Source organism: Aestuariibacter salexigens DSM 15300, assembly GCF_000429145.1.
Taxonomy (GTDB): Bacteria; Pseudomonadota; Gammaproteobacteria; order Enterobacterales; family Alteromonadaceae; genus Aestuariibacter; species Aestuariibacter salexigens.
This window is the reverse complement of the sequence record NZ_AUBH01000006.1, coordinates 83,010-96,478: the sequence shown is the minus strand read 5'-3', so window position 1 is coordinate 96,478 and position 13,469 is coordinate 83,010. Positions and strand designations below refer to the sequence as shown.

The following is a 13,469-nucleotide window of genomic DNA, read 5'->3' as shown; positions in this document are numbered from 1 at the left end:
GAATACCTTAATTATGAGCGGCTTTCCGCTAATACCTGATTTGTTTCGTCGACCATTGATGTAACAGGGTGCGCAGGTGTTTCGTCAAAATGTGACACCACCCAAATCACCACGCTGCTGACAATAAAGCCGGGAATAATTTCGTATATGACACTGGTCAGCGCTTTGCCGTCTGCCAGCACTGGCGCATAAATCCAGAACAACACCGTTGCTGCGCCAGAGATGATGCCGGCGATTGCCGCGCTGTGTGTCAGGTTGCGCTTGTACAGACTGAACAGTACCAGCGGCCCGAATGCGGCACCGAACCCTGCCCAGGCATTACTGACCAGTGATAAAATCGTATTGTTGCTGTCCAGGGCTAACAGTAGTGCCGCAATCGCAACACCTGCGACGCCCATACGGCCAATCATTACTGATTTCCTCGCTGACGGCGCTTTGCCAGAGGCAGCGCGATAGATGTCTTCAGTTAGCGAACTGGCTGAAACCAAAAGTTGCGAGGAAATCGTACTCATGATCGCAGCCAAAATGGCAGCCATTAAAAAACCACTGATAATCGGGTGGAACAACAGCTCCGAAAATATGATGAAGATCGTTTCAGGGTCAGCAACCTGCATATCAAACTTGTTGGCATACGCAACGCCCACCAGCCCAGTGCCTAATGCGCCGATGATGGTGACCGTCATCCAACTCATTCCGATATTGCGTGCAGCAGGGATGTCCTTGACTGAACGAATCGCCATGAAGCGTACGATAATGTGTGGCTGTCCAAAGTAACCCAGACCCCAGGCCAGACTCGACGCTACCGCGAGCAGAGTAAGCTCCTCAATAGACGACGAGAAACTTGGGATAGTCTGATAAGCACTTTGCATCATATCGCCGGTGCCGTTAAATGCCTGATAAGCAACCACGGGCACCAACACAAGCGCGATGAACATAATGCAGCCTTGCACGAAGTCAGTCATGCTGACTGCAAGAAATCCTCCCAGCAGGGTGTACGAGACAACGACTACCAGCGTTACGACCAGTCCTAGGTGATAACTCAGTCCAAACGCGGATTCGAACAGTTTACCGCCGGCAACCAGACCCGCCGACGTATACAAGGTAAAAAACAGCACGATGATCGCGGCTGAGATCATTCTCAGGCTACTGTTGTTGCGATCAAATCGCTTGGAAAAGAACTCCGGGATCGTCAGAGAGTCGTCAGCGACTTTAGTGAATACGCGCAGACGAGGCGCGACTACCAAATAGTTAACGAGTGCACCGAGTAACAAGCCGATCGCAATCAGTACTGCATCGAATCCCATTACAAACATGGCGCCGGGCAGACCCATTAGCATCCACCCACTCATGTCCGATGCACCTGCAGACAATGCAGTGACGTGAGGTGATACGTTACGACCGCCCAATATATAGTCAGACATGTTGCTGGTTGACTTCCTATATGCGAACACGCCGATGCCCAACATGACGAGAAAATACAATCCCAGTGAAAAATAATTCATAGCTTTTTCCTGAAGATGCCCTTGAGGCAATCAACTCCTTACGCTTTTTGTTAGGTTAGTAAAGATTTAGCTCTAATGAATACACTGCTAATAATTAGTGCACGAATGATATTATTGCTGATCTTGTAGTGGCACATCAAGTTTTAAGCGTAAAAATATCAATATACATATGTTTTTCGTAAAAATATCTTTCCAATATGATTAGTCATGCTAATTAAAATGGTCGATTATGGATAAATAATTGTCTATTATTGTAAGTAAAGCTAAATGTTAACACGAGGTTAATACGTGCTGGATGAAGTAAAAATGGTTGAGTTCGAACATTCAGGCGGCGAGCGAACGGACGCTATCCGAAAGTATGACGTCTTGCTCGTATCACTGCGTCGAGTGATACGAGCGATTGACTTACATTCAAAAAAGTTAAGCAAAGAGACCGGCCTGACTGGTCCGCAATTGATCGTAATGCAGGAGATTGCCGCGCACGACGGGCTGTTGGTAAAAGAAATTGCAGAGAACATTAACCTAAGCTCCGCAACCGTGACGAATATTCTAGATCGCCTTGAAACCAAGGGATTTGTTTACAGAGAGCGTCACACAACAGATAAGCGTAAAGTGAGCCTGCACCTCACCGAAAGTGGTGAAGATATTCTTAACGACTCACCTACGCCGTTGCAGTCGCACTTTATTGAGCGTTTTGACCGGCTTGAAGATTGGGAACAGACGCAGCTGATTGTCACCATGCAACGCATTGCCACTATGATGGATGCGGACCACATCGATGCTGCGCCATTACTGGAAGTAGGCTCGCTGCCAATCGCCTCATCCGCAAACTAGCGAAAAAGCTCTGCGCAGCGGCCTATGATAATTGTCGTGATTATTGTGCGTTGTGCTCAGCAAGTTGCTTGGCAACTTGTTTCGGTGAACGGTCAACAAAGAATAATCCCCAGTGCTTTTCAGCCCCGTTTGGATTGCCCGGATCACCTTTCCACGGTTCATCGAACGCTTCAAAAAATAGCACAGTAGTGTTAGTGCTGGCCGCCCAGTCCGCCAACTCATTGTAGTATCGGGTCTGATTTTCCTGATTGGCCTGTTCAGCAAATTCCGTCGCAGTGGTTGCCCAGCCCGCTTCCAGGATTGCAATGGGTTTATTCGGGAGTGCCTTACGTACGTCATGGATATTTTGAATGGTATAGCTAAGACCTTCATCTATCGGTTTGCTTTCCCACACCGGATAGGTGTGAATACCGAGAAAATCGACTTCTTTTGCTAACGGTGCGCCGTCCCTGATCCACCATTCATAATTATCCGCCACGGTGACCGGTTGTGAGGTAGCTTGTTTGACTTGACGCACATAAGCAATCACTGCGGGTAATGTCACCATATGGTCGTTCCAATCAACCAAGGCTTCATTGCCAACGTTAATCGCCACAATGATATCTTTATATTGATTAGCAAGGTCGATAGCCCGTGCGACTTCTTGCTGGTTCTTTATGATGTTTGCTGCCAGTTTGGGGGCGGGTATAGGCTCGTCAAGCCAGGGACAGCCTTCATGGTTACTCACTTCTGCGTCGAGCCAGATACCCTGCATGACTTTAATCGGCAGGTTATGTTTGGCGATGATTCGCAACGTGTCCTGACTATTCTGACCAGCATCATAAAGTCTTATTAGAGTGAATCCATGGTCGATAAGAATATTCAGATCTTCGAGAATTTGTTCATCGGTTGGGTTATTGGCACCGTTGCCGCGATCGGGATGTTGACCCTCACGAAAACCAGAGTAGGCAATGCCCATAACCTGCCCATTCATTAGGTCGGCTGGGGTTTGTTGATAAGTGGTTTTTGCCATGGTGAATCCTGCATGAGCACCCAGAAGAAGCGCCAGTCCTATAACGGATAGTGCGCGCCGCCATAGCACATGTGATGTGTTCACAATTGAGTGTTGAATACCGAGATTCATAATCGTCCTTATTGGTTTAACCGTGCTGACGATCACAGCCTAGTTTGTGTGTGTCTGTCAGAGGAATGCGCTGAAACGGGACAAGGGTGAGATAATCTGGTCTCAGGCGCCTTCATCTAGATAATGTTTGATGACTTCCCGATAATTGCGACTGACTTTGACTTTGTGATGCTCACCGAGGATCAGAAAAAACTCTCCCTTGGTGTGCGGAATGACCTTCTCTATATAGTTTAAATTTACAATAGTAGAGCGGTGAACACGCTTAAACAGGCTCGGATCTAAATCCGAAAGTAGCTCCTTTAGCGTGCTGCGTTTAATGTGTGTTTCACCATTGGCATGCACACACACATAGTCGCCTGCCGCTTCCAGCCATGCGATATCCTCCTGCTTCAGAAGGGTGATTTCCTCGCGGTCTCGGATCACAATCTTACGTGCACCGTTAGACGTGTCATCACCGCCATCTTGCTGATGAGACATGCTGTCGATAGCACCAATGATCCCAGGTTTATCCTGACCCCTTTCTCCCTGCGTTAGACGCACCTGTGCCCGCTCGACAGCTCGGTCAATACGCTCCTGATCGATGGGTTTGAGGATATAGTCGACCGCATGCAGGTCGAATGCAGTGATAGCATACTGTTCATAAGCGGTCGTGAATACCACCAATGGCAGCTCATCTGATTGTAACTCTTTGACCACTTCAAGTCCGTCAATGCCCGGCATCTCTATATCCAGAAACATCAGGTCTGCCTGAGTGGAAAGTGCTGTCTCAATGGCTTCTCTGCCGTTTTTGCACTGTGCAACTATCTCGATGTGAGGGTTTTTTTCGAGTTTAGATTTCAGTAGCCCGAGTGCAAGCGGCTCGTCATCAACAATTATGGTCTGGATAGTTGTCATCGTTATTATTGTCCAGTCGCGCTAATCTTGTGCAAAAGGTTGATAGGGTATTTTAATATAGGTCTGTAGGCCACCGTTCGGTGAAGTGTTCAGGTCAAATGTATAATTGTCGCCGTACACGACCTGCAGCCGCTCATCGGTATTTTTTAATCCTACACCACGCCCAATCACGCTTTGAAGTTTACTTTTACCTATCTTCACTCCGGGTCCAGAGTCGATAATGGTTACGCACAGCATGTTACCCTCAACTTTGGCTTGCAGAGAAATAGTGCCGCCATCTTCGCATTTTGCAATGGCATGTTTCATTGAGTTTTCAATAATGGGTTGTAGCAAAAGGCTAGGAATTTGCGCTAGACGAGCTTTGTCTTCCACGTCGAAATCCAGGTTTAATCGATCTTCAAAGCGGATTTTTTCAATCTGCAGATACAGATTAAGTGCATTTAATTCATTTTCTAAAGTGATTTTTGAGTTAGGAATGTTATCCAGAGAATGTCTTAAAAACTGACTCAGCTTAACGGTCATCAACTGTGCTTTTTCACTCTGTTCGCATTCGATTAGCGCATTAATGGCATTGAGTGTGTTACACAAAAAATGCGGGTTAAGCTGATATCGGAGCATTTTCATCTGGGCGTCACGCGCGGTGGCTTGCGCGCGCATTTTTTCCAATTGCTGCTCTCTTGCATCGGCCTCTGCGCGTAGCATAATGCGGTGCTCCGTCTGCAGCATATGGTAATACTGTACCCCATAAAACAGCGCCGCCCAGCTAATGAAGATGAAGATACTGCTGAAGTACCAGCCACCGAACTCGCCCCAGATATGGAACTCTCCGGTGAGCACCTCATACACCCACATCCGGGTAATGGTCCATAACGAGGAAACGACGGCGACTAATAGAAAGCTGATAACGGCTTTAAGAACGGGGGGCTGATGCCAAACCCGCAAAATACCGAATTGCACGACCAGCGAGAAGAGGAAGCCGACCGCGGATTCAATGACAATGGGCGCAACGTATGACCAGGAGGGTTTGTTGTACCACAGCGTCAGAGTAAAAAAACTGACGACCAGCAAAAATCCCCAAAAGCCTGCCTGCCAGTACCATATTGGCGCATCGGGTTCGGCAATGGGATCATCAATATTTCTAGCAACGCTAAGCTGTTTGCTATCAGACAGCATTATGTCCATGGCACGTAAGAACATTTTGTTAACATCTAAGATAGTATTGCATAATACTTTAGTGGGTAATAGATGTTCTAACGGCTTTAAGAATGCGCTAACCGAATGCTACGCAAGTGCGTCGCCCGTCTTATTCTGATGCCAAGCGCTTTGTCATGCTATCGCAAAAAGCATTGAAAGCATTTAATGACCTCGCCGGTCCATGCTCATACTCATACTCATACTCAGTAAGACACCATCCAGAGAACATTGATGAAAACGCTTATAGCTACCCTTTTAGTGCTATTTTTATGCTCAAACGCACACGCGCTAGATCGCACACAGATCGCTGACAGCGCAGATAACGTTACGCCTTTACTAAACGGGCAGAACATACCGAATACCACCCTTAAAACTGCTGATGGGTCGCCAGTAAGTCTACATGCGCTGACCATGCAAAAGCCCTCTATCGTTATTTTTTATCGGGGCGGGTGGTGCCCCTACTGTAATCGTCAGCTTGCAGAGCTTAAAGACATTGAGAACGAGCTGGTTGAATTAGGGTATCAGGTATTAGCGATTTCACCAGAGTCACCGACAAAACTGCAGGAGCAAAAGCTTGAAACCGAGTTTGCAGTCACCTTGTTGTCTGACGAGACATTACAAACGATTCGTGGTTTTGGCGTAGGGTTTTATGTGCCAAATGATACCCGTGACAAATATAAATCTAACTGGGACATATCACTGACCAGCGATAACACAGACAGAGCCGTATTACCCGCTCCTGCGGTCTTTATTGTAGATAAGGAAAATCTCATCCAGTTTAGCTATGTGAATCCGAATTATAAGGTACGCCCTTCGGCTGAACTGGTGTTGGAGGCTGCGCGGCTGACGTTGGCGAAGTAGGAGGATAGGTCCCCGCCCGCGCGGGGATGACTATTTTTTAGCTAAACAGTGTGTCCAGTACTGGTTTAGGCTGGCGATTTAATCGATAAATGCCCCAGTGCTTTTCCGGTTCAGCCGGATCATCAGAGCCTTTCCAAGACTCGTCAAACGCTTCAAACAGGAACGTCAATATACCCTGTTCCTGGCTCCAGTTAAGTAGCTGCTTGCAATACTCAGCCTGCCACTGCTCATTTGCAAACTCGGCGGGGAATCCTCTGCCATTGGCATTGGTTGACCATCCAGCCTCGGTGATAATGACAGGTTTATCCGGAAAGCGGTGCGCCACATCATGATAGTTGAGCTTGGTGTATTCAAGTGCGTCATAAATGGGACGTGATTCCCACAATGGATAGGTATGTAGCGCAATCCAGTCCAACTCATGGGCCAAAGCATCCAGGTCGCCCCGAGCCCATGGCACATAGTTTTCACAGAACGTGATAGGCGCATCGGTTTGCGCTTTCAACTCGCGAACAAAGCTCAGTAATCTGGACGTGCTGATTTTGTGATCGGTCCAGTCTACGGTTGCTTCGTTACCAACAGAAATACCCATCACATGCTCGCGATACTCTGTTGCCAGACGAATAACTCTCTGTAATTCGGCATCGTTGTGGCGCATGTTGGCCGCCAACTCGTGATCCGGATATTCCTGCAACCACGGACAGCCGGGGTTACTTTCCTCGGCGGCTATGTCCATACCCAATAAGACTTTAAAGTGCAGCTTCTCACGCTTTATCACTTCAAGCAACGTATGTGCATGAGGCCCCGCATCATAAACACGCAGGCACTGCCAGTCGTCTTTGAGCAAAAGCAGATCTTCGAGAATTTCAGAATAGCTGGGATAGATCCCCAACGCTGGATTCTGTCCATCACGGTAGCCTGAATAACAAATGGCCCGACCGTAGTTAGCGGGAGACAGCACCGTTTGGTTTTGAGTGTTATTTGTCATATTACTCATCCCAGTATTTCGGTTTGCCGTCTTTGTCCCACAAGCCCCAATAGGCGCCTACATCACCCTCTTTTTCGACTTTCCATGCTTCATCCAGCGCAGCGAAGTAGAATACTTCAACGCCAAGCTGATTGGCCCACTGATAAGTTTGCGTAAAGTAGCGGATCGCATTTTCTTCACTAGGAACGGCATTGCCTTCCGCTGTGCCTAGATTCGGCCAACCGGTCTCGCTGATGATCACCGGGCGTTCACCTGCTACCGCTTTGGCACGATAATACATGTCTTTCATGTACACATGGGCGTGTTCGATGGAATAGCCTTCCCAGAACGGATAACAGTTGGCGAATACCACATCACAGGCATCCGTGACTGCTCGGTGGTTTTCAAACAGGTAATAGGCATCGACGTAGCCTACCGGAACTCCCGGCGCTGCTTCTCTTACCCGATTCATATAGTCAATAAGCTGCTGTTCGGAAAGTTCTTCTCGAAGCAGTACCTCGTTGCCAACAGCGACAAGGTCAGCATAGCCCGCTTTGGCTAGCTCAATGCCCTTAGCCATTTCCAGCTCATTGTGCTCGAGATCTTCGTCCAGCCAGATGCCTACCATGGTTTTTAGGCCCATGCGTTTGGCAACCACCGGAATATGTTCGTTACCTTCAGTACAGGAAAACGAACGGATCCATCCTGTATGTTTGGCAATAATCGACAGGCGTTCTACAACCTGCTGTTCAGATAATTCTGTTCCTGGACCTTGTCCTTCAACATAGGGGCTGAAACACAGACCGTGAATGTTCTGTTTGATTAACTCACCCACCGTTTCACGACTGGGTGCTTTCTGATTGAGATAATCCTGATATCGACGAGAGTAAAGATTCGCTAACTTTGACATGCCAGTCTCCTACTTTGAACCTTTGAACAGCATGCCAGCCGGCACGACAACATTTATCTGACAAATGGCACCATCACGCTCAAATACGTGACGACTATCGGCTTCATCGAGCTGATTGCCATCAATGGAGCGATTTTCACCGTCTGCGGTAAACAAGGTTATAGCCAATTCGTCCGCATCATTATCCACAGTGTAAATCACCGGTACCTGACACCAACTAAAGCCAAGACTGCCGACAGGCATATCGATCTGTTGCCAGATATTGTCTACATCCAGATAACGGAATGGCGTTGGCTCGCTGGTAAACTCCTGTTCACGGAGCATAAACGGGTTCAGGGTGATCTTGCCCTGCTCGACAAAACAGCCGAGTTCGCGCATGCGTGCAATCAGCTCTTCTTTGACCTGACCGGTCATGCCAGGCTGCTGTGCGCCAGCGTGTTTCGGCGTGTGAGAATAAGGATCGGCCGGGAATGCCCCATATTCATCGGGCGTTTTATTAAAGCCGATTCCGTGCCTGACCTTGTAATACTGGTCGATTAGTTTTTGTGAGGTTGCAGTCATGCCTGCGTCGTTGACGCTATCTACGGCAATTTCCTGCACGGCAAGTAGTAGCTTAGAAACCATGTGCCAATATATGCAGCCCAGCCCTTCGAAGCCGAACATGCCGCCAGAACGGCCGGTGAAGGCGCGATGATTAAACACGCCTTCGTACATATCCAACAGGTCTTTCAATGCTTCATCGGTGGCCAGGTCAAGGTAATCCTCTTTAACCTGTGCCCATTTCTGACGCAACGCTGCAGCATTGGTTAGATCGCTATTGAAGCGATACTTGCCATGCTCGTCCAGTTTGACAAGACGGGTGTCGTGATTGGCCAACATTGCTTTGAGCAATGCAATGCGCTCGACGTCATCATTGCTGACTTGATTTTTATCCAGAAAACGCTGCTGTTCGCGGTCTGGATACAGCATGAACGTGTGCTGGTCCTCGCGATAGATGGCACTGTCAAACAGCGTGTCGATCACTTGCGCTGCATGTTCCGGACTCAGTGCCCGCGAGCTTAGTGCGGCAACCTGACCTTCCAGCATGTCGTACAAATGGCCGACAGACAGCGAGGACTCGTCAATAGCAAGCGTGTTGTAGGCATGATACAAACCGGTACTATCAAGGTTATGGTCAATACTGTGTGCAATCAGCTGTTGAGCAGGCGCCAGCATGTTAGCGATGGCATCAGACGATACCTCTACCTGTTTAAAGTCGCCTGAATGGTTATACATCGCCGCGCGATAATCACTGGCTACGCGACCCAATCGAGCAAGCGTATCGTATTGTAGCTGCGCTGAAGCTGGACCATCGTCCAACTGGCTTGCGGCATCAGTCAGGATGGATGCAGTGTCATGCAGCCATGTTGCTACTTCCTCGGTTAGCTGGAATGAACCTGATTTAGCTGAAGACAGCAAATTCTGCATAAAGCTGACATAGCGGTTCATGTAATACAGCGTCACCATGGACAGGCCCTGACCAACCAACGCATTGTTAGCATCATTCCATTCCGGACGCTGGGTGTTCAGCCAGATACCCCCATCAATCACTAGATTGCTGAGTTTGCTCAGCAGCGGTACCAGCAATTTTTCCATCAGGTTGACCTGATAAACCTGCTGCTCAGCGGTTAATAGCATCTTGCCGTCAGCACCGATGGTTTCAACCCGATGGTCAATCAGCTCGGCCAGTTCGTTATCGAACATCACGGTGTCTTTAGGGTTAGCAACCAGACCGTCAAAGTCTTTTATTCTGTATGGGACGTTAGCATAGCTGAACAACGGATGTGTCAGCAGGCTTGATAATAATCCCGGGTGGAAGTCAGCCGACTCTTCTAGCAGCTTGAGCAGATAGATAATCTGATGATCGCCCCAGTAGCCGATATAGCTCCATGGATCGTCTGGCTCCTCGACTTCCCAGTCAATTCCCTGTTTGGTAATGCGATAAGGGTTATAGCCGTCAACGGTAGAAGCATTCACAAATTTCGCGATCACTGATTCAATAAAATCAGGATAGCTGAGGAGCAGGGCTTCCCAGTTCTGGAAGATGTCTCGCCAGTTGCCCTGATAGGACAACAATGGATTGCCCAGCTCATCCTTCAGTTCGATAGCAAACTGATTCCACGGGCGGCTCGGATCACCGTGACGGCGACCGAAGGTGATGGGGAGATACTCATACACAATGCGCTGTAATTGCACATCGCCGGTCGATTCGGCAAAGCGGCGCACCTCATTGAAATTCAGTGTTTCCGGCAATGCGCTAATCGCATCGCGATGCGCAGCAAAGACTTTGCTGTTGAATATCTTTATTGTGCCAAGCAAATCTGCTCGGGATATGCGGTACTGGTCGGCGAAGATGCCGCCGCGCATTACGTTGAAAAGGGTATTCGCGTAGTGGTGTAGACCGACAATAGGCTCGCCAGTTGTCTGAAAGCCATCCGAAGCGGCCATGATACGCGCCAGCTTATCACTGCCTTCAGCACAGGATTGCTTTATCTGTTCTGCAACAGATGCTTTATCTTCTAACGCTTGTTTTAGCTCAACAACCTGTGCCTGATCCTGCTCAATATCAACGACAATATTCCAATCCTTGTCAGCGCCTGGCGCCAGAGTGAAATCGCTGGCGATGAAATATGCACCTCTGACACCACGACTGCTGTACTGTGTTTGCAGTGGTTTGTCTGCTTTGAACGCCGCGACGCAATCTGCATTCAGCAGCAATGCCTGGTGGTCTAAACCATAGCTGAAAACGGTGTTTGCCCGTAACGCTTCAACTGGCTCGGCACGATCGGTAATGGCTGAATAAAGCGTGTAGAGCGCCAGACCGGTACTATCGTCCAACTCCGTCCACTTATAAGCATCCACCAGATTACTTGAGGCGGTCTGGGTAAAGCGAGGCGTGCCCGCGGGCAGCACATTCTGCAGGCCGTCAAGCAACGACACATGCTTATCCGTATTGGACAAATTGCTTAACCGGCACTCGCGTACGATGCCGAATTCATCTGAGAATCGCCACATGTAGCGAAATGAAAGCTGTAAATCGTGATTAATCTCTTCAAAACACAGCACATTGCCCAACACGCTCTTATACAAATTACGAGTCAGGGAGAATCGGTCGTCATGTTCTCGATTGAAGGGCTCCCAACGCACGTTGGCACCATCTTGCGAGATGACCTTGAGTAACGTCCTGGGGCCAGTATGCAGCGTACTTTCATAAAGCTTATCAACGGTTACATAAGGAAATACTGCCGTTTCCGGTGATACGCGTCCCATTGTCAGGCCACCTTGCGACCCGGAAAAAAGCCAATGGTCCTGATCAGAGACAACGCTGATAAAAAACGGTGGCATTTGATCGACGTTAGTGATCTTGTAAAAAGATTCACCGTCGAGCTGTGTAAACACACCGCTTATCATGTGAGTCGTCTGGCTGTCAGTAGGACGTTGATTATTGTCCATCATAAATTACCTATTCAGTTAGCTGGCTACTGTTATTGTTGTTTTTCGGCCAATTGATAGATGCGCACATAGTCGACTTCCATCTGTACTGGGAAAATGGAGTCGTCGATAGGACCGCCTGCACGGCCCCATGCTCCGCCTATGGCAAGATTAAGAATGACGTGATACGGATGGTCGAAAGGCCATGCCTGCCATCCCGTTCCCTCATTCTTGTAGTAAAAATAGGGAACGTCGTTAAATAAAATAATGATGTAGTCTGGTGTCCACTCTAATGAGTATTCGTGGAAAGCCTCATCTACATTGCGGCCCTCAAGGCTAGCTTTGCGTTGCTGCCAGTTACGCCAGTAGTAGGCTTTGTTATGAACGGTGCCGTGCAATCTTTGCATGTCGTAACCGACGTGCTCGAGGATATCTATTTCGCCAGAATTGGGCCAGGCATCACATGTTGCGCTGCCTTGCCAGTCGGCACCTTGTTCACAACTTGACGCATATTTGAATGGGTCTGAAGGCAACATCCAGGCCGCCGCCCAGGTTCCCTGACCGGCAGGGACGCGTACGCTGATATCCACCTTGCCGTACAAGAAGTCACCGGTGCCCATATTGTGCAGGCGAGCTGACGTGTACTCAGCATTATCGTATTGTTCTTTGTGCGCTTCGATAATCAGACGCCCGTCTTCGACGCGGGCATTTTTCAAGCGGTCCGTGTAGGCCTGATCTTCATCATTTACTTTGCGCGCAGGCCAGATGTTGTAGCGCCATTTGCTCTCGTCTGGCTTACCTTCATAGTCGAACTCGTCGCTCCATACCAGTTGCCAGTCCCTTGGGTCATCTTCTATGCGGCGCACGACCAATGCATGCAGCAGTGGTGTATTGACGCTACCATCCAACAAAATGTCCAGTTGGTTGTCTGCGACATTGACGTTTGTCACGGATCGAGAAAGCTCTGATAGTATTTTGCCGTCACGAGCGAGACGCACATCTAAATCATCGATGACGGTCTCACCCTCTGCGACAACATCAAACACGCGGTCGCCAACATCTGTGGACTCTGGCTCTGCAAATTTGAAGGTGACCGCATAGGTGCCATTGTCGACTGGAATCGACAGTGACAGTTGTCCGTTGTTATCCCCGAGTCTGTAGGTTTCAAATAACGTTGGGTCCTGGCTGCCGAGGATATCTGAAGACTGGTTTTTCTGGTATGGAAGGTCGAATGTGTCTGCCTGATAGACTATGCCATCGCTGCCCTCGTATACGGGGCCGCCAAAATTAATGGCTGCGACCACGCCTGACACATACGGGTCATAATCTGGTTGCTCAGGCTGAGGTGTCGCCTCAATAACATATTGTTTAACTGATGCCTCGCTGGTGTCTTGTGACGGTTGCTGGGCAGGGTTGCACGCGGTCAATGTGATAAATGAAGCACTCACCAATAGTGATGAAAATAAACGGTTTGCGTGCATGTTAGTTCCCCTGTTACATAGTTGTTATCGGCCTTACCGTGCTCGCACAGTCGTAGGGCAATGTCACGACGCGCGGGAATAACTACGCAAAACTAGACAAATTGGCCATCTTTACAACTTAAACAAGACAAGACGGACTTCCACCGCGACTAACCGTTCATCGACCTGACTGAGGGTGACAAACTGTCCATAAGCCCTTTGCAAACAGCGTGTTAACAAGGATCACAGCCTATTG

Annotated in this window: 10 protein-coding genes; 2 read left to right on the top strand and 8 right to left on the bottom strand. The window is 48.7% G+C overall.

Features of this window, described 5'->3' with window-relative positions; all coding sequences use genetic code 11:
* Positions 1-11 precede the first annotated feature (11 nt).
* Positions 12-1,502: a sodium/proline symporter PutP gene (gene putP / locus G441_RS0110720; protein ID WP_026376353.1), complete on the bottom strand. Its 1,491-nt coding sequence runs from the start codon at positions 1,500-1,502 to the stop codon at positions 12-14.
* A gap of 348 nt (positions 1,503-1,850) precedes the next feature.
* Here putP and G441_RS0110715 point away from each other — a divergent pair, with 348 nt between their 5' ends.
* Complete coding sequence (locus G441_RS0110715; protein ID WP_026376352.1) at positions 1,851-2,336, top strand: MarR family winged helix-turn-helix transcriptional regulator; 486 nt, start codon at positions 1,851-1,853, stop codon at positions 2,334-2,336.
* Positions 2,337-2,376: 40 nt separating this feature from the next.
* Here the strand turns inward: G441_RS0110715 and G441_RS0110710 are convergent, their stop codons facing one another.
* The 3 genes from G441_RS0110710 to G441_RS18480 form a co-directional block, all read right to left on the bottom strand.
* Positions 2,377-3,459, bottom strand: a complete 1,083-nt coding sequence (locus tag G441_RS0110710) for a glycoside hydrolase family 17 protein (RefSeq protein WP_084407347.1) — start codon at positions 3,457-3,459, stop codon at positions 2,377-2,379.
* Between the two features lie 102 nt (positions 3,460-3,561).
* The gene (locus G441_RS0110705) at positions 3,562-4,353 is read right to left on the bottom strand and encodes a LytR/AlgR family response regulator transcription factor (RefSeq protein ID WP_026376350.1); all 792 of its coding nucleotides are present in this window, start codon (positions 4,351-4,353) and stop codon (positions 3,562-3,564) included.
* A gap of 21 nt (positions 4,354-4,374) precedes the next feature.
* On the bottom strand, positions 4,375-5,550 hold the full coding sequence (locus G441_RS18480) for a sensor histidine kinase (RefSeq protein WP_240485124.1): 1,176 nt from the start codon (positions 5,548-5,550) through the stop codon (positions 4,375-4,377).
* A 228-nt stretch (positions 5,551-5,778) separates the two neighbouring features.
* Between G441_RS18480 and G441_RS0110695 the strand changes: the two genes are divergently transcribed.
* A complete protein-coding gene (locus G441_RS0110695) occupies positions 5,779-6,408 on the top strand; it encodes a peroxiredoxin-like family protein (RefSeq protein ID WP_026376348.1) in 630 nt (209 codons plus the stop codon).
* 37 nt (positions 6,409-6,445) lie between these two features.
* Here the strand turns inward: G441_RS0110695 and G441_RS0110690 are convergent, their stop codons facing one another.
* Genes G441_RS0110690 through G441_RS0110675 form a run of 4 tightly spaced genes read right to left on the bottom strand, consistent with a single transcriptional unit; the run spans position 6,446 to position 13,234 of the window.
* Positions 6,446-7,393 (bottom strand): glycosyl hydrolase family 17 protein, encoded by a 948-nt coding sequence (locus G441_RS0110690; protein ID WP_051275555.1) that lies wholly within the window; start codon positions 7,391-7,393, stop codon positions 6,446-6,448.
* A 1-nt stretch (position 7,394) separates the two neighbouring features.
* Positions 7,395-8,282, bottom strand: coding sequence for a glycoside hydrolase family 17 protein (locus G441_RS0110685; RefSeq protein ID WP_026376346.1), 888 nt, complete (start codon positions 8,280-8,282; stop codon positions 7,395-7,397).
* Positions 8,283-8,291: 9 nt separating this feature from the next.
* Positions 8,292-11,777, bottom strand: coding sequence for a hypothetical protein (locus G441_RS0110680; RefSeq protein WP_240485123.1), 3,486 nt, complete (start codon positions 11,775-11,777; stop codon positions 8,292-8,294).
* A 29-nt stretch (positions 11,778-11,806) separates the two neighbouring features.
* Entirely contained in the window at positions 11,807-13,234 is a 1,428-nt protein-coding gene (locus G441_RS0110675) for a malectin domain-containing carbohydrate-binding protein (protein ID WP_026376344.1), read from the bottom strand.
* Positions 13,235-13,469 lie beyond the last annotated feature (235 nt).

What these genes read in the sequence shown, in the direction of transcription:
- G441_RS0110710 (WP_084407347.1), bottom strand. Translation starts at nt 3,459, where the DNA reads ATGAATCTCGGTATTCAACACTCAATTGTGAACACATCACATGTGCTA.
- G441_RS0110695 (WP_026376348.1), top strand. Translation starts at nt 5,779, where the DNA reads ATGAAAACGCTTATAGCTACCCTTTTAGTGCTATTTTTATGCTCAAAC.
- G441_RS0110690 (WP_051275555.1), bottom strand. Translation starts at nt 7,393, where the DNA reads ATGACAAATAACACTCAAAACCAAACGGTGCTGTCTCCCGCTAACTAC.
- G441_RS0110705 (WP_026376350.1), bottom strand. Translation starts at nt 4,353, where the DNA reads ATGACAACTATCCAGACCATAATTGTTGATGACGAGCCGCTTGCACTC.
- putP (WP_026376353.1), bottom strand. Translation starts at nt 1,502, where the DNA reads ATGAATTATTTTTCACTGGGATTGTATTTTCTCGTCATGTTGGGCATC.
- G441_RS0110675 (WP_026376344.1), bottom strand. Translation starts at nt 13,234, where the DNA reads ATGCACGCAAACCGTTTATTTTCATCACTATTGGTGAGTGCTTCATTT.
- G441_RS0110680 (WP_240485123.1), bottom strand. Translation starts at nt 11,777, where the DNA reads ATGATGGACAATAATCAACGTCCTACTGACAGCCAGACGACTCACATG.
- G441_RS18480 (WP_240485124.1), bottom strand. Translation starts at nt 5,550, where the DNA reads ATGTTCTTACGTGCCATGGACATAATGCTGTCTGATAGCAAACAGCTT.
- G441_RS0110685 (WP_026376346.1), bottom strand. Translation starts at nt 8,282, where the DNA reads ATGTCAAAGTTAGCGAATCTTTACTCTCGTCGATATCAGGATTATCTC.